The sequence below is a fragment of the Streptomyces sp. NPDC026246 genome (genome assembly GCF_055567995.1).
Window position 1 is genome coordinate 725,753 of the sequence record NZ_JBVHPJ010000003.1, and the last position, 23,759, is coordinate 749,511.

General features: G+C 71.0%; 25 protein-coding genes. 17 read left to right on the top strand and 8 right to left on the bottom strand.

Annotated elements, in window-relative coordinates; translation table 11 throughout:
* Positions 1–111: 111 nt before the first annotated feature.
* The 10 genes from ACZ4M5_RS11535 (at position 112) to ACZ4M5_RS11580 (ending at position 8,491) form a co-directional block, all read left to right on the top strand.
* On the top strand, positions 112–549 hold the full coding sequence (locus tag ACZ4M5_RS11535; protein WP_467735405.1) for a hypothetical protein: 438 nt from the start codon (positions 112–114) through the stop codon (positions 547–549).
* A 225-nt stretch (positions 550–774) separates the two neighbouring features.
* Complete coding sequence (gene atpB, locus ACZ4M5_RS11540; RefSeq protein WP_467735407.1) at positions 775–1,602, top strand: F0F1 ATP synthase subunit A; 828 nt, start codon at positions 775–777, stop codon at positions 1,600–1,602.
* Between the two features lie 74 nt (positions 1,603–1,676).
* A complete protein-coding gene (atpE, locus tag ACZ4M5_RS11545) occupies positions 1,677–1,910 on the top strand; it encodes an ATP synthase F0 subunit C (RefSeq protein WP_033275524.1) in 234 nt (77 codons plus the stop codon).
* 39 nt (positions 1,911–1,949) lie between these two features.
* Positions 1,950–2,492, top strand: coding sequence for a F0F1 ATP synthase subunit B (locus ACZ4M5_RS11550; RefSeq protein WP_467735409.1), 543 nt, complete (start codon positions 1,950–1,952; stop codon positions 2,490–2,492).
* Positions 2,489–3,304 (top strand): F0F1 ATP synthase subunit delta, encoded by an 816-nt coding sequence (locus tag ACZ4M5_RS11555; protein ID WP_467735411.1) that lies wholly within the window; start codon positions 2,489–2,491, stop codon positions 3,302–3,304. Before ACZ4M5_RS11550 ends, ACZ4M5_RS11555 begins: the two co-directional genes overlap by 4 nt.
* A gap of 126 nt (positions 3,305–3,430) precedes the next feature.
* Entirely contained in the window at positions 3,431–5,020 is a 1,590-nt protein-coding gene (gene atpA / locus ACZ4M5_RS11560; RefSeq protein ID WP_467735413.1) for a F0F1 ATP synthase subunit alpha, read from the top strand.
* Between the two features lie 20 nt (positions 5,021–5,040).
* Positions 5,041–5,955, top strand: a complete 915-nt coding sequence (locus ACZ4M5_RS11565; protein ID WP_467735415.1) for a F0F1 ATP synthase subunit gamma — start codon at positions 5,041–5,043, stop codon at positions 5,953–5,955.
* A gap of 3 nt (positions 5,956–5,958) precedes the next feature.
* Positions 5,959–7,407, top strand: a complete 1,449-nt coding sequence (atpD, locus tag ACZ4M5_RS11570; RefSeq protein WP_467735417.1) for a F0F1 ATP synthase subunit beta — start codon at positions 5,959–5,961, stop codon at positions 7,405–7,407.
* A 130-nt stretch (positions 7,408–7,537) separates the two neighbouring features.
* Positions 7,538–7,915 (top strand): F0F1 ATP synthase subunit epsilon, encoded by a 378-nt coding sequence (locus ACZ4M5_RS11575; protein WP_031117493.1) that lies wholly within the window; start codon positions 7,538–7,540, stop codon positions 7,913–7,915.
* Between the two features lie 129 nt (positions 7,916–8,044).
* Entirely contained in the window at positions 8,045–8,491 is a 447-nt protein-coding gene (locus tag ACZ4M5_RS11580) for a DUF2550 domain-containing protein (protein ID WP_467735420.1), read from the top strand.
* Between the two features lie 99 nt (positions 8,492–8,590).
* On the opposite strand, the gene ACZ4M5_RS11585 is transcribed toward ACZ4M5_RS11580, so the two are convergent.
* From ACZ4M5_RS11585 to ACZ4M5_RS11595, 3 genes are all read right to left on the bottom strand, one after another.
* Positions 8,591–10,414 (bottom strand): glycosyl hydrolase family 18 protein, encoded by a 1,824-nt coding sequence (locus ACZ4M5_RS11585; RefSeq protein WP_467735422.1) that lies wholly within the window; start codon positions 10,412–10,414, stop codon positions 8,591–8,593.
* Between the two features lie 133 nt (positions 10,415–10,547).
* Positions 10,548–11,189, bottom strand: a complete 642-nt coding sequence (locus ACZ4M5_RS11590; protein ID WP_467735424.1) for a response regulator — start codon at positions 11,187–11,189, stop codon at positions 10,548–10,550.
* Positions 11,186–12,370, bottom strand: coding sequence for a sensor histidine kinase (locus ACZ4M5_RS11595; RefSeq protein ID WP_467735426.1), 1,185 nt, complete (start codon positions 12,368–12,370; stop codon positions 11,186–11,188). Before ACZ4M5_RS11595 ends, ACZ4M5_RS11590 begins: the two co-directional genes overlap by 4 nt.
* 152 nt (positions 12,371–12,522) lie before the next feature.
* Here ACZ4M5_RS11595 and ACZ4M5_RS11600 point away from each other — a divergent pair, with 152 nt between their 5' ends.
* Entirely contained in the window at positions 12,523–13,107 is a 585-nt protein-coding gene (locus ACZ4M5_RS11600) for a hypothetical protein (protein WP_467735428.1), read from the top strand.
* Complete coding sequence (locus tag ACZ4M5_RS11605) at positions 13,104–13,292, top strand: DUF5708 family protein (RefSeq protein WP_467735430.1); 189 nt, start codon at positions 13,104–13,106, stop codon at positions 13,290–13,292. The genes ACZ4M5_RS11600 and ACZ4M5_RS11605 overlap by 4 nt, the downstream gene beginning before the upstream one ends.
* Positions 13,293–13,311: 19 nt before the next feature.
* Here ACZ4M5_RS11605 and ACZ4M5_RS11610 read toward each other — a convergent pair whose 3' ends face one another.
* The gene (locus tag ACZ4M5_RS11610; RefSeq protein WP_467735432.1) at positions 13,312–13,884 is read right to left on the bottom strand and encodes a cob(I)yrinic acid a,c-diamide adenosyltransferase; all 573 of its coding nucleotides are present in this window, start codon (positions 13,882–13,884) and stop codon (positions 13,312–13,314) included.
* A 345-nt stretch (positions 13,885–14,229) separates the two neighbouring features.
* Between ACZ4M5_RS11610 and ACZ4M5_RS11615 the strand changes: the two genes are divergently transcribed.
* The 3 genes from ACZ4M5_RS11615 (at position 14,230) to ACZ4M5_RS11625 (ending at position 18,325) form a co-directional block, all read left to right on the top strand.
* Positions 14,230–15,078: a 3-hydroxyacyl-CoA dehydrogenase family protein gene (locus ACZ4M5_RS11615; protein ID WP_467735434.1), complete on the top strand. Its 849-nt coding sequence runs from the start codon at positions 14,230–14,232 to the stop codon at positions 15,076–15,078.
* A gap of 150 nt (positions 15,079–15,228) precedes the next feature.
* Positions 15,229–15,552 (top strand): STAS domain-containing protein, encoded by a 324-nt coding sequence (locus ACZ4M5_RS11620; protein ID WP_369193682.1) that lies wholly within the window; start codon positions 15,229–15,231, stop codon positions 15,550–15,552.
* Positions 15,553–15,817: 265 nt separating this feature from the next.
* Positions 15,818–18,325: an ATP-binding protein gene (locus tag ACZ4M5_RS11625; RefSeq protein ID WP_467735436.1), complete on the top strand. Its 2,508-nt coding sequence runs from the start codon at positions 15,818–15,820 to the stop codon at positions 18,323–18,325.
* Between the two features lie 84 nt (positions 18,326–18,409).
* Here ACZ4M5_RS11625 and nucS read toward each other — a convergent pair whose 3' ends face one another.
* Positions 18,410–19,081 (bottom strand): endonuclease NucS, encoded by a 672-nt coding sequence (gene nucS, locus ACZ4M5_RS11630; RefSeq protein ID WP_398106523.1) that lies wholly within the window; start codon positions 19,079–19,081, stop codon positions 18,410–18,412.
* 251 nt (positions 19,082–19,332) lie between these two features.
* On the opposite strand from nucS, the gene ACZ4M5_RS11635 reads away from it, so the two are divergent.
* The gene (locus tag ACZ4M5_RS11635) at positions 19,333–19,725 is read left to right on the top strand and encodes an SCO5389 family protein (RefSeq protein ID WP_369193679.1); all 393 of its coding nucleotides are present in this window, start codon (positions 19,333–19,335) and stop codon (positions 19,723–19,725) included.
* An 84-nt stretch (positions 19,726–19,809) separates the two neighbouring features.
* Here ACZ4M5_RS11635 and ACZ4M5_RS11640 read toward each other — a convergent pair whose 3' ends face one another.
* Positions 19,810–20,838 carry an LLM class flavin-dependent oxidoreductase gene (locus ACZ4M5_RS11640; protein ID WP_467735439.1) on the bottom strand — a complete coding sequence of 343 codons (1,029 nt, stop codon included), beginning with the start codon at positions 20,836–20,838 and terminating at the stop codon, positions 19,810–19,812.
* Positions 20,839–21,114: 276 nt separating this feature from the next.
* Here ACZ4M5_RS11640 and ACZ4M5_RS11645 point away from each other — a divergent pair, with 276 nt between their 5' ends.
* Positions 21,115–21,444: an ATP/GTP-binding protein gene (locus ACZ4M5_RS11645; protein WP_467735441.1), complete on the top strand. Its 330-nt coding sequence runs from the start codon at positions 21,115–21,117 to the stop codon at positions 21,442–21,444.
* Positions 21,445–21,451: 7 nt separating this feature from the next.
* Here the strand turns inward: ACZ4M5_RS11645 and ACZ4M5_RS11650 are convergent, their stop codons facing one another.
* Together ACZ4M5_RS11650 and ACZ4M5_RS11655 are read right to left on the bottom strand one after the other, a co-directional pair.
* Positions 21,452–22,339 carry an ABC transporter permease gene (locus ACZ4M5_RS11650; RefSeq protein ID WP_467735443.1) on the bottom strand — a complete coding sequence of 296 codons (888 nt, stop codon included), beginning with the start codon at positions 22,337–22,339 and terminating at the stop codon, positions 21,452–21,454.
* Positions 22,336–23,715 (bottom strand): ABC transporter ATP-binding protein, encoded by a 1,380-nt coding sequence (locus ACZ4M5_RS11655; RefSeq protein ID WP_467735445.1) that lies wholly within the window; start codon positions 23,713–23,715, stop codon positions 22,336–22,338. The genes ACZ4M5_RS11650 and ACZ4M5_RS11655 overlap by 4 nt, the downstream gene beginning before the upstream one ends.
* Positions 23,716–23,759 lie beyond the last annotated feature (44 nt).

Below are 23,759 nucleotides of genomic sequence, written 5' to 3' on the forward strand. Positions count from 1 at the left end.
GAGCCGAAGGACCGCAGTGCGACGGTCCACCGGCGTGAGGTCTCCACTCAGCCCGGGACTACGCTCGTCCATGACGACACCCCTGCCCCCTGCGAAAGCGGAGTTGCCGCCATGCCGTCCAATGACGCCCGGATCCTGGCCCAGGCCGCCGTACCCACGGCTGCCGTCGGTGCTGTCGCCGCCGTCATCAGTGGTGTGGTCGCCGGTGGCAAAGGGGCGATCGGGGCGGTCGTCGCCACCCTTGTGGTGATCCTCTTCATGGGGATCGGTCTCTACGTTCTGCAGCGCACCGCCAAATCGCTTCCGCATCTTTTCCAGGCGATGGGCCTGATGCTCTACGCGGCTCAGATCCTGCTGCTGTTCATCTTCATGGCCGCCTTCAAGAACACGACGCTGTTCAACCCGAGGGCGTTCGCCATCACGCTCGTCGCGGGCACCCTCGCGTGGATCGCCGCGCAGGCGCGTGCCCACATGAAATCCAAGATCCTTTACGTCGAGCCCGATTCGACGACGGGCAAGAAGCCCGAAAAGTCGGAGCACTCCTCGTGAGGGGTAGGGCCGGGATAAAGAGGCGTGAGATCTCCTGCTATCGTCCGGTGCCAACTGCGGCATCGCGGGCGCGGGCATCCGAGTTGACGCCTGCTTCATCGCGAGGCGAGATGCCCCACTGCCGCCCCCACATCCGTAACACCAGTCCCGTGCCGAACCGCGGCCCTGCGCCGCGCCGACACAACGAGGTTGCCGTACCTATGCGCCACGCTGAAGGAGCCCGCGGTGAGTGCTGACCCGACGCAGGTGCTCGCCTTCGACACCAACTGCCACCTCTTCGACGGGTGTGGCTTCGCCGATGTGTCCCCGGGCCTGCACTCGTTCCTGTTCCAGCCCCTGTGGGGCGACGGCGACAGCAATGTGTACTTCAACAAGACGATGCTGCTGGCGCTGCTCGGCTCGATCATCATCGTCGGCTTCTTCTGGGCGGCCTTCCGTAAGCCGCAGGTCGTTCCCGGCAAGCTCCAGATGGTCGCCGAGGCCGGCTACGACTTCATCCGCCGCGGAGTCGTCTACGAGACGATCGGCAAGAAGGAGGGCGAGAAGTACGTTCCTCTGGTCGTCTCGCTCTTCTTCTTCGTCTGGATGATGAACCTCTGGTCGATCATTCCGATCGCCCAGTTCCCGGTCACCTCGATCATCTCGTACCCGCTCATCCTGGCTCTCCTCGTCTATGTCGTGTGGGTCTCGCTGACCTTCAAGCGTCAGGGCTTCGTCGGGTTCTGGAAGAACGTCACGGGTTACGACAAGTCGCTCGGCCCGGTGCTGCCGCTGGCCATGCTGATCGAGCTCTTCTCGAACCTGCTGATCCGGCCGTTCACGCACGCCGTGCGGCTCTTCGCGAACATGTTCGCCGGGCACACCCTGCTGCTGCTGTTCACCATCGCCAGCTGGTACATGCTGAACGGCATCGGTATCGCCTACGCGGGTGTCTCGTTCGTGATGGTCGTCGTGATGACCGCCTTCGAGCTGTTCATCCAGGCCCTGCAGGCCTACGTGTTCGTGCTGCTCACCTGCACGTACATCCAGGGCGCCATGGCTGAACACCACTGAGACCACTGGCCTCCCCCTCTCAGATCGTCCGGTGGCCAACCCCCACCGGTCCGTAAAGAAAAGGAAGAACTGGCATGTCCCAGACCCTTGCCGCTGTTACCGGCTCGCTCGGCTCCATCGGTTACGGCCTCGCCGCGATCGGCCCGGGCGTCGGCGTCGGCATCATCTTCGGTAACGGCACCCAGGCGCTGGCCCGTCAGCCCGAGGCCGCCGGCCTGATCCGTGCCAACCAGATCCTCGGCTTCGCCTTCTGTGAGGCGCTCGCCCTGATCGGTCTGGTTATGCCGTTCGTCTACGGCTACAACTAAACCGCCCCGGGACCAGCCGACCAGACGAAAGGCACTCACATGAGCTACCTGCTCATCGCGGCGAGTGAGGGAGAGAACCCCCTCATCCCGCCGATCCCTGAGCTTGTCATCGGCCTGATCGCCTTCGCCATCGTCTTCGGCTTCCTCGCCAAGAAGCTCCTCCCGAACATCAACAAGGTTCTGGACGAGCGGCGTGAGGCCATCGAGGGCGGTATCGAGAAGGCCGAGGCCGCCCAGACCGAGGCCCAGAGCGTCCTTGAGCAGTACAAGGCACAGCTCGCCGAGGCCCGGCACGAGGCCGCGCGTCTGCGCCAGGAGGCGCAGGAGCAGGGTGCCACCCTCATCGCCGAGATGCGGGCCGAGGGCCAGCGGCAGCGCGAGGAGATCGTCGCCGCCGGTCACGCCCAGATCGAGGCCGACCGCAAGGCCGCCGCGTCCGCGCTGCGCCAGGACGTCGGCAAGCTCGCCACCGACCTGGCCGGCAAGCTCGTCGGCGAGTCCCTCGAGGACCACGCCCGGCAGAGCCGCGTGATCGACCGGTTCCTCGACGACCTCGAGGAGAAGGCCGAGGCCGGGCGATGAACGGAGCGAGCCGCGAGGCCCTGGCAGCCGCACGAGAGCGTCTCGACGCGCTGACGGACTCCACGTCCGCCGACGCCGCGCGGCTCGCCGACGAGCTGGCCGCCGTCACCGCGCTGCTCGACCGCGAGGTGTCGCTGCGTCGGGTCCTGACCGACCCGGCGCAGGACGGTCAGGCCAAGGCCGAGCTGGCCCAGCGCCTGCTCGGCACGCAGGTCAGCGGTCCCGCCGCCGACCTCGTCGCGGGCATGGTGCGTTCCCGCTGGTCGCGTTCGCGCGACCTGGTGGACGCCCTGGAGGAGCTGGCCAACACGGCCGACCTCACCGCCGCCCAGCAGGCCGGCAAGCTCGACGACGTCGAGGACGAGTTGTTCCGGTTCGGCCGGATCGTCTCCGGCAGCACCGAGCTGCGTGCCGCGCTGACCGACCGCAAGGCGACCACCTCGGCCAAGAGCGGGCTGCTGCGCAGCCTCCTCGGCGGCCGGGCGCAGTCGGCCACCGAGCGTCTGGTGACGCGCCTCGTGACGGTGCCGCGTGGACGTAGCCTGGAGACGGGACTGGAGTCCCTGTCCAAGCTCGCCGCCGGACGCCGGGACCGCATGGTCGCCATCGTGACCTCGGCGGTTCCGCTGAGCGACCCGCAGAAGCAGCGCCTGGGTGCCGCCCTCGCGAAGCTCTACGGCCGCCAGATGCACCTCAACCTGGACGTGGACCCCGAGGTCCTCGGCGGGATCAGGGTGCAGGTCGGCGACGAGGTGATCAACGGCTCCCTCGCGGACCGCATCGAGGACGCCAGCCGCCGGCTCGCCGGCTGAGCAGCAACTCAATAGGCACAACGTACTTACGACGGCCCTGGTTGGGCCGTGCAGAAGAATCCTGGGGGTCGCCCCCAGACCCCCAAAGTGAAACTTCGGGCCCAACAAGGAGAGCAGGGAACCCAGATGGCGGAGCTCACGATCCGGCCGGAGGAGATCCGGGACGCGCTGGAGAACTTCGTCCAGGCGTACAAGCCGGACGCGGCCTCGCGCGAGGAGGTCGGTACGGTCACCTTCGCCGGTGACGGCATCGCGAAGGTCGAGGGCCTGCCCTCGACCATGGCCAACGAGCTGCTGAAGTTCGAGGACGGCACCCTCGGCCTCGCCCTCAACCTCGAGGAGCGCGAGATCGGTGCCATCGTCCTCGGCGAGTTCAGCGGCGTCGAGGAGGGCCAGCCGGTCTCCCGCACCGGTGAGGTTCTCTCCGTCGCGGTGGGCGAGGGCTACCTCGGCCGCGTGGTGGACCCCCTCGGCAACCCGATCGACGGCCTCGGCGAGATCGAGACCGAGGACCGTCGTGCCCTGGAGCTGCAGGCCCCGGGCGTCATGGTCCGCAAGTCGGTGCACGAGCCGATGGAGACGGGCTACAAGGCCGTCGACGCGATGACCCCCGTCGGCCGCGGTCAGCGTCAGCTGATCATCGGTGACCGCCAGACCGGCAAGACCGCCCTGGCCGTCGACACGATCATCAACCAGCGCGACAACTGGCGCTCGGGCGACCCGAAGAAGCAGGTCCGCTGCATCTACGTCGCCATCGGCCAGAAGGGCTCCACCATCGCCGGCGTGCGCGGCGCTCTGGAGGAGGCCGGCGCGCTGGAGTACACGACCATCGTCGCCGCCCCGGCGTCCGACCCGGCCGGCTTCAAGTACCTGGCGCCGTACACCGGTTCGGCCATCGGTCAGCACTGGATGTACCAGGGCAAGCACGTCCTGATCATCTTCGACGACCTGTCGAAGCAGGCCGACGCCTACCGCGCCGTGTCGCTGCTGCTGCGCCGCCCGCCGGGCCGTGAGGCCTACCCGGGTGACGTCTTCTACCTGCACTCCCGCCTGCTGGAGCGCTGCGCCAAGCTCTCCGACGAGATGGGCGCGGGTTCGATGACCGGTCTGCCGATCGTCGAGACCAAGGCCAACGACGTCTCGGCGTTCATCCCGACCAACGTCATCTCCATCACCGACGGCCAGTGCTTCCTGGAGTCGGACCTGTTCAACGCCGGTCAGCGCCCCGCGCTGAACGTCGGTATCTCCGTCTCCCGAGTCGGTGGTTCCGCGCAGCACAAGGCGATGAAGCAGGTCTCCGGCCGTCTGCGCGTGGACCTCGCCCAGTTCCGTGAGCTGGAGGCGTTCGCCGCCTTCGGTTCCGACCTGGACGCCGCGTCGAAGGCGCAGCTGGAGCGCGGTCAGCGCATGGTCGAACTGCTGAAGCAGCCGCAGTACCAGCCGATGGCCACCGAGGACCAGGTCGTCTCCGTCTGGGCCGGCACCACCGGCAAGATGGACGACGTCCCCGTCGCCGACATCCGCCGCTTCGAGTCGGAGCTCCTGGACTACCTGCACCGCAAGGAGCAGGGTCTGATGACCTCCATCCGCGAGGGCGGCAAGATGTCCGACGACACCCTGCAGGCCGTGGCGGACGCCATCGTGGAGTTCAAGAAGCAGTTCGAGACCTCCGACGGCAAGCTGCTCGGCGAGGACGCCCCGGCTGCCGGCAAGTGACGACGGAAGGGACCTGACTCATGGGAGCCCAGCTCCGGGTCTACAAGCGTCGCATCCGATCCGTCTCCGCGACCAAGAAGATCACCAAGGCGATGGAGATGATCGCCGCCTCGCGCGTCGTCAAGGCGCAGCGCAAGGTGGCGGCCTCCACCCCGTACGCGACCGAGCTCACCCGCGCGGTCACGGCGGTCGCCACCGGCTCTAACACCAAGCACCCGCTGACGACGGAGGCCGAGAACCCGACCCGTGCCGCGGTCCTGCTCCTCACGAGCGACCGCGGTCTGGCCGGCGCCTTCAACGCCAACGCCATCAAGGCGGCGGAGAAGCTCACGGCGAAGCTGGAGGCGGAGGGCAAGGAGGTCGTCAACTTCATCGTCGGCCGCCGTGGCGTCGCCCACTACAACTTCCGCGAGCGCAAGATCGCGGAGTCGTTCACGGGCTTCACCGACGAGCCGTCGTACGCGGACGCCAAGAAGGTCGCGGCCCCGCTGATCGAGGCCATCGAGACGGAGACGGCCGAGGGCGGCGTGGACGAACTCCACATCGTCTACACCGAGTTCGTGTCGATGATGACGCAGACGGCGTTCGAGGCGCGGCTGCTGCCGCTCAGCCTCGACGAGGTGGCGGCGGAGGCCGCGCCCAAGGGCGAGATCCTCCCGCTGTTCGACTTCGAGCCCTCGGCGGAGGACGTCCTGGACGCCCTGCTGCCGCGCTACGTGGAGAGCCGCATCTACAACGCGCTGCTCCAGTCGGCCGCCTCCAAGCACGCCGCCACGCGGCGCGCGATGAAGTCGGCCACCGACAACGCCGGCGAGCTCATCGAGACGCTCACCCGGCTTGCCAACCAGGCCCGCCAGGCCGAAATCACCCAGGAAATCAGCGAGATCGTCGGTGGCGCCAGTGCCCTGGCCGACGCGACCGCGGGGAGTGACTGACAAATGACCACCACTGTTGAGCCGACCGCTCCTGCTGGCGTGGCCACTGGCCGCGTCGCGCGGGTCATCGGCCCGGTCGTCGACGTGGAGTTCCCCGTCGACGCGATGCCGGAGATCTACAACGCCCTGCACGTCGAGGTCGCCGACCCGGCGCTCGCGGGCGAGAAGAAGACGCTGACCCTGGAGGTCGCGCAGCACCTGGGCGACGGCCTGGTCCGCGCGATCTCGATGCAGCCCACCGACGGCCTGGTCCGCCAGGCCCCGGTGACCGACACCGGTGCGGGCATCACCGTGCCCGTCGGCGACTTCACCAAGGGCAAGGTGTTCAACACCCTCGGTGAGGTGCTGAACACGGACGAGGTCCACACGGGCGAGCGCTGGTCCATCCACCGCAAGGCCCCCGCGTTCGACCAGCTCGAGTCGAAGACCGAGATGTTCGAGACGGGCCTGAAGGTCGTCGACCTGCTCACCCCGTACGTCAAGGGCGGCAAGATCGGTCTGTTCGGTGGTGCCGGTGTCGGCAAGACCGTGCTGATCCAGGAAATGATCATGCGTGTCGCCAACCTCCACGAGGGCGTCTCCGTCTTCGCGGGCGTCGGCGAGCGCACCCGTGAGGGCAACGACCTCATCGCGGAGATGGAAGAGTCCGGCGTTCTGGACAAGACCGCCCTGGTCTTCGGCCAGATGGACGAGCCCCCGGGCACCCGTCTGCGCGTGGCCCTGGCCGGCCTGACGATGGCGGAGTACTTCCGTGACGTCCAGAAGCAGGACGTGCTGTTCTTCATCGACAACATCTTCCGCTTCACCCAGGCCGGTTCCGAGGTGTCGACCCTGCTCGGCCGTATGCCCTCCGCGGTGGGCTACCAGCCGAACCTGGCCGACGAGATGGGCACCCTCCAGGAGCGCATCACCTCGACCCGTGGTCACTCGATCACCTCGATGCAGGCGATCTACGTCCCCGCGGACGACCTGACCGACCCGGCCCCGGCCACCACCTTCGCCCACCTCGACGCGACGACGGTTCTGTCCCGTCCGATCTCCGAGAAGGGCATCTACCCGGCCGTGGACCCGCTGGACTCGACGTCCCGCATCCTCGACCCGCGGTACATCTCGGCGGACCACTACAACGCCGCGATGCGCGTGAAGAACATCCTGCAGAAGTACAAGGACCTGCAGGACATCATCGCGATCCTCGGTATCGACGAGCTCGGCGAGGAGGACAAGCTCGTCGTCCACCGTGCCCGTCGCGTGGAGCGCTTCCTGTCCCAGAACACCCACGCCGCCAAGCAGTTCACCGGCGTGGACGGTTCGGACGTGCCGCTGGACGAGTCGATCGCCGCGTTCAACGCGATCTGTGACGGCGAGTACGACCACTTCCCGGAGCAGGCGTTCTTCATGTGCGGTGGTCTCGAGGACCTGAAGAAGAACGCGAAGGAGCTCGGCGTCAGCTGAGCCGCGTGTTCGACGTGAGCCTCGTGCTCACACCGGAGGGGGCGGGGTTCGTCCCGCCCCCTCCGTCACGCCTACTAGACTTGTAACCAACACCCGGCACTCCCGCCGGGTGGTGACCCGAGGAGCCACCTTGGCTGCTGAGCTGCACGTCGCGCTGGTCGCGGCCGACCGTGAGGTCTGGTCCGGCCAGGCCACCCTGGTCGTCGCGCGCACCACGTCCGGCGACATCGGCGTCATGCCCGGTCACCAGCCGCTGCTCGGTGTGCTGGAGTCGGGCCCGGTGACCATCCGCACGAGCGACGGCGGGACGGTCGTCGCCGCGGTGCACGGCGGATTCATCTCGTTCGCCGACGACAAGCTCTCCCTGCTGGCCGAAGTCGCCGAGCTGTCGGACGAGATCGACGTCCAGCGGGCCGAGCAGGAGCTGGAGCGCGCGAAGGCGGAGGACGACGCGGAGGCCCGGCGCCGCGCGGACGTCCGTCTGCGGGCTGCGACGGCGGCGCGCTGACCCCGCTCGCCGTGTGATGACGTCACTCAGCCGCGGCTGGGTACCGGAGAGATCCGGACCCGGCCGCGGCTGAGGCGGATGTGGGTGTTTTTACGTTCCGTTACCTAGGAGACGAGGAGGTCGGTGTCGATGGTCCTCGCTCTGACTGTGTGCGGAATCGTGGTGGCCCTCGTGGTGGTGGGCCTGTTCGTCTTCGGCCTGCGCCGCCGGCTGATCCAGCGCTCGGGCGGCACCTTCGACGCCAGCCTGCGCTGGGACGCCCCCGCCGAGGGCGAGAGCAACGGCAAGGGGTGGGCGTACGGAGTGGCCCGGTACAACGGCGACCGCGTCGAGTGGTACCGGGTCTTCTCGTATGCGCCCCGCCCGCGCCGCACCCTGGAGCGGTCCGCGATCGAGGTCGCCGGCCGCCGGGTCCCGGAGGGCGAGGAGGAGCTGGCGCTGCTTTCCGACCACGTGATCCTGGCCTGTCTGCACCGGGGCACGCGCCTGGAACTCGCGATGAGCGAGGACGCGCTGACCGGTTTCCTCGCGTGGCTCGAGGCGGCCCCGCCCGGACAGCGCGTGAACGTGGCGTAGCCGCGCCCCCCGACCGGGTGACGCTCCCCCGGAAGGATTCCGGGGGAGCGTCAGTGTCGTCCAGGGTCCATGACCCTTCGAACTTCTCTCTGATCCGGCCTACTTCAGGCCGCTGTCGATGGCGGCCGCCAGCTCTCCGTTGGCGGTGTCGCCGCTGAACTCCCAGAAGAACGCGCCGCCCAGGCCCTGGTTCTTGGCCCAGCTCATCTTGCCGGCGATGGTCGACGGGGTGTCGTACGACCACCAGTTGCTGCCGCAGTGGGCGTACGCGGTGCCGCCGATGGTGCCGGTGGCGGGGCAGGAGTTCTTGAGGATCTTGTAGTCCTCGATACCCGCCTCGTACGTGCCGGGCGCGGGGCCGGTCGCCGTGCCGCCCGGAGCGGCTTGGGTGACACCGGTCCAGCCGCGGCCGTAGAAGCCGATGCCGAGCAGGAGCTTGCTCGCCGGGACGCCCTTGCCCTTGAGCTTGGCGATGGCGGCCGCGGAGTTGAAGCCGTCCTTCGGGATGCCGCTGTACGAGGTCAGCGGGGAGTGCGGAGCCGTCGGGCCGGTCTTGTCCCAGGCGCCGAAGTAGTCGTACGTCATCACGTTGTACCAGTCGAGGTACTGGGCGGCGCCGCCGTAGTCGGCCGCGTCGATCTTGCCGCCGGACGAGCCGTCGGCGGTGATGGCCGCGGTGATCAGGTAGTTCGAGCCGAACTCGGTGCGCAGGGCCTGGGACAGGGTCTTGAACGCCGCCGGACCGGACGTGTCACAGGTCAGGCCGCAGGCGTTCGGGTACTCCCAGTCGATGTCGATGCCGTCGAAGACGTCGGCCCAGCGCGGGTCCTCCACGACGGCCTTGCAGGACTTGGCGAACGCGGCCGCGTTCTGCGCCGCCTGGCCGAAGCCGCCGGAGTAGGTCCAGCCGCCGAAGGAGTACAGCACCTTGATGTGCGGGTACTTGGCCTTCAGCTGGCGCAGCTGGTTGAAGTTGCCGCGCAGCGGCTGGTCCCAGGTGTCGGCGGTGCCGCTGACCGACTGGTCGGCGGTGTAGGCCTTCTCGTACGCGGCGAAGGTGTCGTCGACGGTGCACTGACCGTTCTTGACGTTGCCGAACGCGTAGTTGATGTGGGTGATCTTCGACGCGGTGCCCGACGTCACGAGGTTCTTGACGTGGTAGTTGCGGCCGTAGACGCCCCACTCGGTGAAGTAGCCGAGCTTGACCTTGTCGCCGGGGGGCGGCTCGGTGGTGCCGCCGGTGGTGCGGACCCGTACAGCGCCGCTGACCGGGCCGGTCTGGTCGGCGGTGTCACGGGCCTGGACCGAGTAGGAGTAGTCCGTGCCCTTGGTCAGGCCGGTGTCCGTGTAGGAGGTCGTCGTGACGGTGGCGACCTTGGCGCCGTCGCGCAGGACGTCGTAGTTCTTGACGCCCTTGTCGTCGGTGGCGGCGGACCAGGTCAGCTTCGCCGAGGTGTCGGTGATGTTCGAGGCGGTGGGGGTGCCGGGGGCGCTCGGCGCGCTGTCCCCGGGCTGCTGGGTGCCGCCGTCGCAGCTGCCGCCGTTGAGCTTGCAGTTGGCGGGGGAGCCGGAGCCGGAGCCGTTGAAGCCGAAGGAGACGGAGGCGCCGGGGGCGAGGCTGCCGTTCCAGGCCTTGTTCTTCGCGGTCCAGTGGGTGCCGGAGGAGGTGACGTCGGCGTCCCAGGAGGAGGTGACGGACGTGCCGGAGGGGAAGTCCCACTCGACGGTCCAGGAGCTGATGGAGGTGGTGCCGGTGTTCTTCACCGTCCACTTGCCCTCGAAGCCGGAGCCCCAGTCCTGGGTCTTGGCGTAGGTGGCGGTGGCGGACGTGGCTGCCTGGGCCGGGCTCGCCAGGCCGACGAGGCCGGCGAAGGGGAGCAACAGGGTCGCGAACCCTGCCGCGGCTCTGTGTCTGAAGCGCATGCTGCGCCTCCTTGATGGAGTTGTGGGGGGCGTGACTGAGCCTCACGCCACTCATGGTGCGGTGAGAATAGAAAGGTCTGGACCACCGGTCAATAGGTCTGGACCACCACGACCTGTGCCGATCCGTGCCGGATCAGAGCCCCAACTCCTGCGCGAGCACTGCGGCTTGCACCCGGCTGCGCAGCTCCAGCTTGGCCAGCAGGCGGCTGACGTGCGTCTTCACGGTCGCCTCGGCCATGTCGAGCCGTTCGGCGACGCCCGCGTTCGACAGCCCCTCGCCGAGACAGGACAGCACCTCGCGCTCGCGCCGGGTCAGCCGTTCCAGGACGGCCGGGTCGGCCGCCGGCTCCCGGGCGGGCTTCGCGGCGAACTCCGCGATGAGCCGCCGGGTGACCGCGGGGGCGATCAGGCCCTCCCCGCGCGCCACGGTCCGCACCGCCTCCAGCAGGTCCTTGGCCTCGGTGTTCTTCAGCAGGAAGCCGGAGGCGCCCGCGCGCAGCGCCCCGAAGACGTACTGGTCCAGGTCGAAGGTGGTCAGCACGAGCACGTCCGCGAGCCGGTCCGCGACGATCCGCCGGGTCGCCGTCACCCCGTCCAGACGCGGCATCTGAACGTCCATCAGCACCACGTCCGGCCGCAACTCCCGGGCGAGCTCCACCGCCTGCTCACCGTCCGCCGCCTCGCCGGTCACCTCGATGTCGGGGGCGCTGCGCAGGATGAGCACCAGGCCGGCGCGGACGGCGGACTGGTCCTCGGCGACCAGGACGCGGATCATTCGGGCTCTCCTTCGACGACGGGCAGGGCGGCGCGCACGACCCAGACCTTGCCCTTGGGGGAGGTCTCGGGTCCGGCCTCGAACGTGCCGTCCAGCAGCGCGGCGCGTTCGCGCATGCCGATCAGGCCCGCGCCCGACCCCGGAGCGCCGGGCACCTCACGGTCGCCGTAGGGGCTGGTGACGGCGATGGCCAGCGACCCGTCCCGCCGGGTCAGGCGGACGGTGACCCGGCCGGGGCCGGCGTGCTTGAGGGCGTTGGTCAGCGACTCCTGGACGATGCGGTAGGCGGCGAGCTCGACCGGCGCGGGGACGGCGCCCGGGGCCGCGTCCAGCTGCACGTCGAGGCCGTTGGTGCGGGCGGCCTCGACCAGGGCGCCGAGCCCGTCGAGCGTGGGGGCCGCGGCCGGCTCGGTGCCACCGCCGGCGTCCCGCAGGATGCCGATCAGGCGGCGCATCTCGGCCAGCCCCTCGACGCTGTTCTCGCGGATGACCGTCAGGGCGTCCCGGGAGGTCCTCGGGTCGTCCAGGGAGAGCGCGGCCGTGGAGTGGATGGCGATCGCGGAGAGGTGGTTGGCGACCATGTCGTGCAGTTCGCGGGCCATCCTGGCGCGCTCGGCGGTGACCGCCTGGGTGCGGTCCATCTCGGCGAGCAGCGCGGTCTGCCCGGCGCGCAGCCGGGCCGCGTCGGCGGCCTCGCGGTGGTTGCGCACGATCAGCCCGGTGGAGGCGGGACCGAAGGTGACCAGGCCCGTCACCACGCCGATCAGCAGCGCCTCGGGCTCGCGCCAGAGCGCGAACGGCACGACGGCTCCGGCCACCGTGAGCAGCCCGGTGATCCGCGGGATCCGGTGCGCGGAGGCGGGCGGCCCGTAGAGCACGGCCGCGTACATCAGGTCGGTGTACATCAGGATCGTCACCAGGTTGCCCTGGGTGACGGTGTCCAGGACGATCGCGGGCGTGCCGACCAGCAGGGCCGTGCGCGGCGCGGTCCGGCGCAGCAGTTCGCAGCCCGCCATGACGACGAGCGGGAGCAGGACCGGCCAGCGTCCCGGCAGCAGCACGTATGGCTCGGTGTGCGGTCGGACGGCCAGGCCGAGGCCCCACAGCAGCAGCCCGCCCAGCAGGCTGCCCAGCGCGACGGTCACGTCGAAGCGGCTGGGGCGGGTCGGTCGTACGGCCATGTCCCCATCCAACACGGCCGTCTGGTGCGGCGCCTGATCCCCGTGGAGGGTCCTCGGCTGCATCTTTCGATGTACCGCGGGTTCGTCAGTGGCGACGACGACTTAGGCCGCACCGCCCGGGAGCCTGGAAGGGTGACCGAGAGGAGCGAACCGTGATCGTCGCCTTGATCGCCGCGTGTGAGGTCGGCTTCTGGGTGCTGCTGGCGGCCGGGCTGGCCTTCCGCTACCTGCTGCGCATGCCGCGTACGGGACTGGCGCTGCTGCTGTGCGAACCGCTGCTGGAGGTCGTCCTGCTGGTCGCCACCGCGGTGGACCTGAGGAACGGCGCGGACCCGAACTGGACGCACGGGCTGGCCGCGCTGTACATCGGCTACACCGTGGGGCACGGCCACCGCACGGTGACGTGGCTGGACGGCCACGCGGCCCATCGGTTCGGCGGTGCGCCGCCGCCCCGGAGGCCGCCGCGGTACGGCATGCCCCGGGCCCGTCACGAGGGCAGGGTCTGGCTGGGCACCCTGTTCGGCGCCGCCGTCGCGACCGGACTGCTGCAGCTGGCGATCTGGTACGTCGACCACCCGGGCCGCGTCACGTCCCTGGAGAGCTGGCGCTCCGTGGCGTGGCGCGCCGCGGGCATCCACGGCCTGATCGCGCTGTCGTACTGGATCTGGCCGCGGAAGGCACCCGTGGGGGATGTCGGGGTGGCGGCGGAGGAGGACAAGGAAGGGGTGCGCCGATGAGCCGCGGGCGCGGGGGGCTGCCGGAGGGGGCCGTCACCTTCACGGCGGGGCTGGCGCTGTGGCTGTTCGCCGGTGACGTGGAGGTGCCGTGGGTGACCCTCACCAAGGTGGGGGTGGTGATGATGTGCGTGGGCGCCGCGCAGGCCGTCGCGGGGGCGTGGCACAGGGCGCACAGGGGAGCCTGAGCGCCGCCCTGCCGCGTGCCTACCGCTCCCCGCCCGGGACCCACAGGACGTCGCCGATCTCCTTGTTCGCCGTCCGCGCGAGGATGAACAGGAGGTCGGAGAGCCGGTTGAGGTACGTGGCGGTGAGGGGGTTCATCACGTCGGCGTGGACTTCCAGGGCGGCCCAGGTGGAGCGCTCCGCCCGGCGCACCACCGTGCAGGCCTGGTGAAGCAGGGCCGCGCCGGGGGTGCCGCCGGGGAGGATGAAGGAGCGGAGCTTGTCCAGTCGCTCGTTGAAGCGGTCGCAGTCCGCCTCCAGCTTGTCGATGTAGAACTGCTCGACCCGAAGGGGCGGGAACTCCGGGTTCTCCACCACCGGCGTCGACAGATCCGCCCCCACGTCGAACAGGTCGTTCTGCACGCGGGTGAGGACCGTGACGACCTCCTCGTCCAGACCGCCCAGCGCGATCGCCGTGCCGATCACCGCGTTCGCCTCGTTGGCGTCGGCGTACGCGGAGATCCGCAGGTCGGTCTTGGCGACCCGGCTCATGTCGCCGAGGGCGGTCGTGCCCTGGTCGCCGGTCCTGGTGTAGATGCGCGTCAGATTGACCATGTGACCAGCCTAGTTACGCACCGCCCGTTCGGGACACGCGTGTGCCCACCGTCACGGGCGCGTACGCGTAGCGTCGGGCGCCGACCGGACGGCGGGACGGCGCGGGGCGGGGCGGGACGCAGTCACCAGTGCGTACGGCAGTGCCGCCGGCGACACCGTGGACAGGAGGGGTTCTTCAGCCGGAAGGTGCTCAACTACGCCGTCCGGGGCGCCGCGTGACCCCTCCTGGTGTGATGTCCGTCATGTGAGACGTGACGCGCATTACTTACTGGTCACACAGGACCGCACGACCGCTAATGTCCGCCGGAGAGGCAGACATGAACAGCGCGTCAGGGGAGTCGCACAGTGGCACGGAAGCTCGCCGTCATCGGAGCCGGCCTCATGGGATCCGGCATCGCTCAGGTCTCCGCACAGGCGGGCTGGGAGGTGGTCCTGCGTGACGTCACCGACGAGGCGCTCCGGCGCGGCACCGACGGCATCAGGGCGTCGTACGACAAGTTCGTCGCCAAGGGGAAGCTGGAGGCGCACGACGCCGACGCCGCCCTGGCCCGCATCACCGCCACCACCGACCTGGACGCAGCGGCCGACGCCGACGTCGTCGTCGAGGCCGTGTTCGAGAAGCTCGAGGTCAAGCACGAGATCTTCCGCGCACTCGACAAGATCGTGAAGGACGAGGCGATCCTCGCCTCCAACACCTCCGCCATCCCGATCACCAAGATCGCGGCCGCGACGGAGCGTCCCGAGCGGGTCGTCGGCACGCACTTCTTCTCGCCGGTGCCGATGATGCAGCTGTGCGAGCTGGTGCGCGGTTACAAGACCAGCGACGAAACCCTCGCCACCGCCCGCGAGTTCGCCGAGTCCGTCGGGAAGACCTGCATCGTCGTCAACCGCGACGTCGCCGGGTTCGTGACGACCCGTCTCATCTGCGCCCTGGTCGTCGAGGCCGCGAAGCTGCAGGAGTCCGGCGTGGCCAGCGCCGAGGACATCGACCTGGCCTGCAAGCTGGGCTTCGGCCACGCCATGGGCCCGCTGGCCACGGCGGACCTGACGGGCGTCGACATCCTGCTGCACGCCACGAACAACATCTACACCGAGTCCCAGGACGAGAAGTTCGCCGCCCCCGAGTCGATGCGCCGGATGGTTGACGCCGGTGACATCGGCCGCAAGAGCGGGCAGGGCTTCTACAAGCACTGAAAACCGCACACGCCCCGGGGGGATCACTCCCCGGGGTGAATTCGGTATCGGTTCGCTTACAAGAAGCAACCTCCGGCTCCTCCACACAGTCAGAGGTTGCATACCCAGAACCAGAACGCGGAGCACGATTCGCACGCACCGGGAGCGCATATGTACATCAGGGGCGACCACGCCGAGCTGGTCGTCGGGGGCCGCCTCGACGTCCGCAGCGCGGCGGACGCCCGTACGGTTCTGCACTCGGCGGTCGACGGCGGAGTCGGTGACCTCGTGCTCGACCTGTCCGCACTGGACTCCTGGGACGCCACCGGACTCGGCGTCATCATGGGCGCCCACCGGCGGGCCGGCCGCTGCGGCCGGCGACTGGTGCTGCGCGGCGTCCCGCCGCAGATGCAGCGGCTGCTCGTCGCCACCCGCCTGCACCGCATCCTCGCCATCGAGGGCGGCATCGGGGTGGAGACACTGCCCCGCGTGTGACGTCCGTCCGGGTGTGAACCGGGCGACCCGGGAGACCCGGCCCCCCGGCGCCGAGCAGCGCGCCGCGCACAATCCTCACGACACCATGACGTTATGGACGGAGCGGCACCCCGGACTGTCGTAGATACTGTGCGAAGGTTTAAGGTCTGGCTGCCCGCTGCACTGCACCCTTCGAGCGGGCCCGGACCAGAAGCGACAGCGCGGTGTGCAGCAAGGCCGGGAGGGGCTTCACCGAGCACACACACGCCTCTGGGGGGCATGACCTATGGACCCTGACAACCGGGGACCCGAGGAGTACGGCCACGACGGCGACGGCGAGACGCCGCGTCAGCGCCCTCCCAGGGAATCCCTCACCTCCGACTTCGGGCAGCACGCACCGGCGCTGGCGCGCACCGTGCAGCTGGTCTCCGGCGACTTCCTGCTGACCGTCAACCCCGTCGACGGCAGCGAGATAGAGGTCTGCCCGCCCGCCGAGCGGCCCGCCGCCCCCGTGAAACGCGCCACCGCCGAGCGCGCCGAGGCCGAGCGCGCGTCCCGGCCGCCCGTGCCGCCCGGCCCCGCCCAGCCCGACCTGCCGCTGCTGGCCCGCCAGGACGAGCGCGAGCAGCTGGTCCGTCTCCTGGCTCGCGGCCGCTCCGTCCGGCTCACCGGCCCCGGCGGCTCCGGCCGCACCCGTCTGCTCGACCTCGTCGCCGAGGACTGCTCCGACCTCGCCCCCGACGGAGTCATCCGCCTCAGCGGCTTCGGCCGCACCGCCGGCGACCTGCTGGACGACCTCTTCCGGGCCGTGTACAGCGCCCCCCTGCACCGCCCCGACCGGGACCGGCTGCTCGCCCACGTCCGCGAGATCGGCGCCGTCGTCGTCCTCGACGACCTGGAGTTCGGCGGGGCCGCACTCGACGAGCTGCTGGAGGCGACCCCCGAGTGCGCCTTCCTGTTCGGCGCCACCCCGGACGTGCCGAACCCCTCCGGCGACTCCGGCGTGGAGGAGGTCACGCTCGGTGGCCTGGACCGCGCCGACGGTCTGGAGCTGCTGGAGCACGCCGTCGGCCGGCCCCTCACCGAGGAGGAGGCCACCTGGGCGGGCGACCTCTGGTTCGAGTCCGAGGGCCTGCCGCTGCGCTTCGCGCAGGCCGGCGCCCTGCTCCGCCAGCGCGACCGGCTGCGCGCCGGCACCAGCGCCGTCGACGAGTTCGGCGTCTTCGAGGACGCGCCCCCTGCCGACTCCTCCGACCCGGCCGACGGGGACGACGTACCACTGCCCTCGCTCGCCGAGGCCGCCGCACCCGCGCCCCTGCTCGCCGCACGGCTGAGCGCCTCCGCCCGCGCCACCCTGCGCTTCGCCGTCGCCCTCGGCGGCGAGATCCCGCACCAGGCCCACCTGCCCGCCCTGGTCGGCGACACCCACGCCGACGCCGCCCTCGGTGAACTGGCCGCCTGCGGCCTGGTCTCCCCGGTCGGCTCCCACTACCGGCTCGCCGCCGGCGTACAGGCGCAGCTGGAGGCCGCCGGGTACGGCGAGGAGGCCGAGGCCGCCGCTCGCAGTGCCGCCCAGCACTACTCCTGGTGGGCCGGGCACCCCTCGGTCACGCCCGAGCGGGTGTGCGCCGAGGCCGACGCGGTCCTCGCCGCCCTGGCCGTCCTCGGACCGGCCACCCGGCCGCCCGCCGAGGACGAGCGGAGCGCGGCCGTGCACCTGGCCCGCACCGCCGCCCCCGCCTTCGCCGCCGGGCTGCACTGGAGCGCCTGGGAGCGGACCCTGCGCTCCGGCGCCGAGGCGGCCCGGCTCGCCGGGGACGTGGCCGAGGAGGCCTACTTCCACCACGAGCTCGGCATCCTCGCCCTGTGCGAGGGCGGGCTCGACCGGGCGCGCGCCGAGCTGGAGGCGTCCATCGGCCTGCGCGGGGCCCTCTCCGACAAGCGCGGCACCGTCGCCGGGCGCCGGGCCCTCGCCCTGGTCGCCGACCGCTCCGGCACCCCGATCAGCCTGGGGCCGGCCGTCGCGGACGAGGTGCCCGAGGCCCGGCAGGAGGAGTCGACGCCCCCGGCCGGTGCGGCCCCCGCGGCGTTCCCGAGGCTCCAGCCGCCCACCTCCCCGGCGCTCGTCACCCACCAGAGCACACCCGCGCCCTCGCGCAAGGCCCGGGGCGGACTGGGGGGCCTCGCCCGGCGCAATCTCGTGGCCGCCGGTGCCGGTGCCCTGCTCGTCGCCGTCCTCGGCACGGTCGTGACCCTCGGCGCCACCTCCGACAACGACCCCGGTTCACCGTCGGACCGGGTGGGCGTCAACCCGTCCGCCAGTCAGGACGCGAGCGACGGCAGCCTGGGTGCCGACCGCCCGGCCGACGGGGCCGACGGCGACACCGAGCCGGCGGCGAACCGCCCGACCGACCCGGGCCCCGACGGCACGCTCGGCACCTCGGACGACCCCACGCCGACGGGCGGCCCGAGCGGATCCCCGGACCCGAGCGGTTCCGCTTCCGTCTCCAGGCCGCCGGCCGGTTCCAAGCCGCCCGCGTCGTCGAAGCCGCCGGCCGGTTCCAAGCCGCCCGCCTCGTCGAAGCCGCCGGCCAGTTCCAAGCCGCCGACGTCGGAGCCGCCCGCCTCCTCCGAGCCCCCGGCCTCCTCCGAGCCGCCGACGTCCGACCCGCCGCCGTCCTCGCCCTCCACGTCCAACTCCGCGAGCGGTCCCGCCTCCAGTGCTCCCGCGAGCACCATGAGCGCACCGGCGAGCGGCAGTGGCGCGCCGAGCGGCTCCCCGTCGGTGATCTGACACCCGCACACACGCAGGGCCGGGTCCGTACGCCGGACCCGGCCCTGTGTCGCCGTCGCGCGGGTGTGCGCGCGGGATGTGCGGTCAGAACAGCCGCAGCTTGTCGTCCTCGATGCCGCGCAGCGCGTCGTAGTCGAGGACCTGGCAGCCGATGCCCCGGTCGGTGGCGAGGACGCGGGCCTGGGGCTTGATCTCCTGCGCGGCGAACACGCCGCGCACCGGCGCGAGATGGGGGTCGCGGTTCAGCAGCTCCAGATAGCGCGTCAGCTGCTCGACACCGTCGATCTCACCGCGCCGCTTGATCTCCACGGCGACCGTCCGGCCGTCGGCGTCCCGGCAGAGGATGTCCACCGGCCCGATGGCCGTGGGGTACTCGCGGCGGATCAGCGTGTAGCCCTCGCCGAGTGTCTCGATACGGTCGGCGAGCAGCTCCTGGAGGTGCGCTTCCACGCCGTCCTTGATCAGGCCGGGATCCACGCCCAGTTCGTGCGAGGAGTCGTGGAGGACCTCCTCCATCGTGATGATGAGCTTCTCGCCCGCCTTGTTGACGACGGTCCAGACGCCCTCTTCCTCGCCGGTGCCCACTTTGAGGGTGCAGGGCGGCGACATCCAGTTCAGGGGCTTGTAGGCCCGGTCGTCGGCGTGGATCGAGACGCTGCCGTCCGCCTTCACCAGAATCAGGCGCGGGGCCGAGGGAAGGTGGGCGGTGAGCCGCCCGGCGTAGTCCACGGAGCAGCGGGCAATGACGAGACGCATGGTCCGCAACGCTACTCGACGGGCACCTGTCCACGCGATTCGCCCTGGAAAACGCGTGTTCGGTAATGGCCGATTGTGTGCAGGGTGTGCTCAGCGAGAGTGTCTCATCTGCGCATTTTCCTGGTGCCGTCCCGCTCCGGTGCTTACCGTATGAGCGGGAGGTCGCGATATGTGTACGCAGCGTGTCTGGATCGCGAGCTCCCTCATCCGTCAGGCAACCCCCGCTGGTTGGGGGTGCGAGAGGAGAACTCATGTCGCTCGACGTCTCACCGGCCCTACTCGAACAGGCCGAGCGAGGCGAGGTCGACGAAGCGGAATTCGTCGACTGCGTCCGGACCTCCCTGCCCTATGCGTGGGAGATGATCAGCTCCCTGGTGGCCCAGCTGAAGGTGGACGGCGGTGCGTTCGCCGACAACCAGACGCCTCCGCCGGACGAGCAGGCGCGCGGCCAGCTGCTGCGCGCGCTTGCGAGTGACGCGATACGCGGCGCGCTGCAACGCCACTTCGGTGTGCGGCTGGCCTTCCAGAACTGCCACCGGGTGGCCGTGTTCCCGCTTGACTCCTCGGTCGACGAGAAGCTGACGCGCTTCACCTCGGTCCGCAGTCAGGTGCTCAACCAGTCCCCCGAATTCCGGGACTGCTGACGCAGCGCCGCTCGCTTGCCGCTCCGTACGCGGGAGGTGCACTTTTTGTACCGGAGCGGCAAGTGCCCGGGATCCACCGTGCCTTCAGAGGAGTTGGGGGAGCACCTCTGCCCCCAGCCGCCGTACGTTCTCCTCCGTCGCGGCCAGGTCGCCGGAGCCCTCGACGAGGAGGGCGAAGCGGGAGATGCCGGTCCGCTCGCTGGTGGCCGCGATCCGGTCCGCACACAGCCGCGGGGTGCCCACCGGGTGCAGCCCGCAGAGCAGTTCGGTGTACGCCAGGGGGTCGCGCATCCGGCGCGTGCGCCCGTCGACCGTGACGTGCGCCTCCAGACCCTGCTTCAGCCAGCCCGGCATCGCCTTCATCAGCGTCTCCGCCGCGTCGGCCCTGCGGTCCGCGATCTGGCAGACGCCGGCCGACACATGGGCCGCGGCGAGGACCTCCTCGGCCGGCCGGCCGCTGTCGCGCGCGTGCCGCCGCCACAGCGCGACCATCTCGGCCTTCTCCTCGTCGCCCACGTGCATGCCGAGCAGCATCGGCAGCCCGCGCTCGGCCGCCAGCCGCACCGACTTCGGCGAGGTGCACGCGACGACCAGCTCGGGACCCGCCACGTCGGTCAGGGCCTCCGACGGCCGGGGCACGACCGGGACCTCGCGGAAGCGGAACCGCTCCCCGTCGGCCGACACGGACGGCTCGCGCAGCCAGCGCACCAGGACGTCGAGGGACTCCGGGAACCCCGTCTCGTAGGCCTCCAGGCCGGCCCCGAAGACCTCCAGGTCGATCCACGGGCCGCCCCGGCCGACGCCGAGGGTGAAGCGGCCACCGCTCGTGTGGTGCAGCAGCGCCGCCTGCTCGCCCAGGGCCACGGGGTGGGCGGTGGGCAGGACGCTGACCGCCGTGCCGACCCGGATCCGGCGGGTGCGGCCCAGCAGCAGCGCGGCCAGGGTGACGGCCGACGGGCAGGTGCCGTACGGCACGAAGTGGTGCTCGGCCAGCCAGACCGTGTCGAGCCCGGCCTCCTCGGCCACCTCGGCCGAGCGGACCGCGCGGTGCAGCGCCTCTCCCTCGCCCTGGCCGGGGAACCGGGCCCCCAGCACGAAACTTCCAACGCGCATTGCTTTCCTGCTTCCTTGGCTCCGACGCGGAGCTCCCCCACAGCGCATAACCGTCCGACACGTGCCGAGGACACGGCCGGGCGGAGTGTTTTGCGGATTGTCTGCCCAATGAGCGGCCGCGCGGGGGATCGCGAGCGGTCGCGCGGCGCGTCCGGGCGGGCCGCCCGCCCCGCTCGCGGGGGGACTTGTGACGACCGGTGGCGTACGTCCACCCGCCCCCGCGCCGCGTAGGCTGGACGCGGCCCGTGCTTCCTGTATAGACCCGAGAGGTGTCCCGTGTCCCCGCGTCGCAACCGAGCCAAGGGCGCCGGATCGTTCGGCCGGACCTCCGAGGACGACGGCGGCCGCTACGGCGGCTGGCAGTCCTCCGAGGACTGGCGGGGCGAGAGCTGGAGCGTGCGGCACGTGGCCGGGGCGAGCGCGCAGGGCAAGTCCTACCGCTGCCCGGGCTGCGACCAGCTGATCCCGGACGGGGTGCCGCACGTGGTGGCCTGGTCCGAGCACGCGGGCGTCGACGACCGCCGGCACTGGCACAAGGCCTGCTGGAACGCGCGGGACCGCCGCACCCCGGGGGTGCGGCGGTCCCGTAACGCGCCGAGGTTCTGAACCGGGCTCAGACGTCCCGCTTCTCCAGCAGCGCGAAGGCGGCGGCGAACGCGACGGCCGTGGCGCCCAGGATGATCCACAGCGGGTCCCAGCCGGACGGGCCGGACGAGCTGAGGGAGTTGGAGTAGAAGATGCTGAGCTGGTTCGGGATCGAGTACTCGAACAGGGCGTCGCGCACTCCCTGCAGCGACTCCGAGAACATGAACAGGGCGATCACCAGCGGGGCGAGCACGGCACCGATCATGATCGTGATGGCACCGGCCGAGTGGCGGATGATCGAGCCGACGGCCAGCGAGAGCAGGCCCAGCAGGGCGACGTAGACCGAGATGCCGACGGTGGCCTTGAGCCACTCGCCGCCGGAGGGGGTCCGGGCGCCGTCGCCCTCCAGCAGCGCCACGTGCAGGAAGGCCACCAGGGACGCCGAGACCAGCGTCACCACGAAGGCGACCAGGAAGAACACCACGCCCTTGGCCGCCAGGACCCGGCCGCGGCTCGGGCAGGCGACCATCGTGGTGCGGATCATCCCGGTGCCGTACTCCGAGGCCGTGGTCAGCACGCCCAGCGTCATGAGGCACATGCTGCCGAGGAGCACCCCGAAGAAGCCCAGCCCGAGCGGGCTCTCGCCGCTGAGGGCCGGGTCGGACTGGGCCACGATGACGCCGGTCAGTGTGCCGATGCCGACGACGAGCAGGACGAACACGCCCAGCGTCCACAGCGTGGAGCGCACCGACCGGATCTTCGTCCACTCGGAGGCGATCGCGTGCAGCAGGTGCGTGCGGACGACCGGGATCGGCGAGGTGTAGCCGGGCTGCGCCGGGCCGGCGGGGAACGGCGTGCCGGGCGCCGCGTGCCAGGCGGGCTCGGCCTGCGGCATCTGGGGCTGGGGGCTGCTCATCGGGCGTCCTCGGGCTTGGTCAGGTCGGTGGTCGGAGCGGCGGCGGGCGCGGACGGAGTCGCCGGCGGGCTGTCCGCGGGGGCCGGTGCCGCGGCGGGCGCCTGGGCGGCCGTGGGCGCGGACGGGGCGCCGGCGGAGGGAGCCCGGCCCGCGGAGGACGGCGGGGTCAGGGGCGCGGCGGGCGCACCCGCGGCCGGGCCCGCGGGGACCTGCTGGGCCGGCGGGGCGAAGCCCTGCGGCGCGGGCTGGGCGTACGGGTTGGCCGGGTCCGGGGCGAAGGCGCCCTGGGGAGCGCCGTACGCGCCGGAGGGGATCGGCGCGCCCTGCGGCGGGGCCGGCAGCGGACCGCCCGGCTGGGGCGGCGGCGGGGCGTACCAGCCGGGCTGGCCCTGACCGGGCACCGGCATGGGCGGCTGCGCGCCGGGCGGCAGCGGCTGCTGGAGCCCTTCCTTCTGGTCGGTGGTCGACCGGTAGTCGACGGCGCCCTGCGTCATCCGCATGTACGCCTCCTCCAGGGACGCCTGGTGCGGCGAGAGCTCCCACAGGCGTACGTCGTGCTCGTGCGCGATGTCGCTGATGCGGGGGAGCGGCAGCCCGGTCACACGCAGCGCGCCGTCCTGCTCCGGCAGCACGTGGCCGCCGGACTCGGTGAGCGCGGCCGACAGCTTCTCGCGGTGCTGCGGCTCGCTGTCGGGCGTGCGCACCCGGGCGAAGTCGGCGGAGTTCGCCGAGATGAAGGCCGTGACGCTCATGTCGGCGAGCAGCTGCCCGCGGCCGATGACGATGAGGTGGTCGGCGGTCAGCGCCATCTCGCTCATCAGGTGCGAGGAGACGAAGACCGTGCGGCCCTCGGCGGCCAGGGCCTTCATCAGGTTGCGCACCCAGAGGATGCCCTCCGGGTCGAGACCGTTGACCGGCTCGTCGAACAGCAGCACCTGCGGGTCGCCGAGCAGCGCCGCGGCGATGCCGAGCCGCTGCCCCATGCCGAGGGAGAAGCCCTTGGACCGCCGCTTGGCCACGTCCTGGAGACCGACGACCCCCAGCACCTCGTCCACCCGGCGGGCCGGGATGCCCGACAGCTGGGCCAGGGACAGCAGGTGGTTGCGGGCGGAGCGGCCGCCGTGCACGGCCTTGGCGTCCAGCAGGGCGCCGACGTGCCGAGCCGCGTTGGGCAGCCTGCGGTAGGGGAAGCCGCCGATCGTCACGTGCCCGGCCGTCGGGTTGTCCAGACCGAGGATCATGCGCATGGTCGTCGACTTGCCGGAGCCGTTCGGGCCCAGGAAGCCGGTCACGGCTCCGGGCCGCACCTGGAAGGAAAGGTTGTACACAGCGGTCTTGTCGCCGTAGCGCTTCGTCAGGCCGACTGCTTCGATCATGCTCCGCACCCATCGCAAGGTTCAGGACAGCGGGGCACACGCCC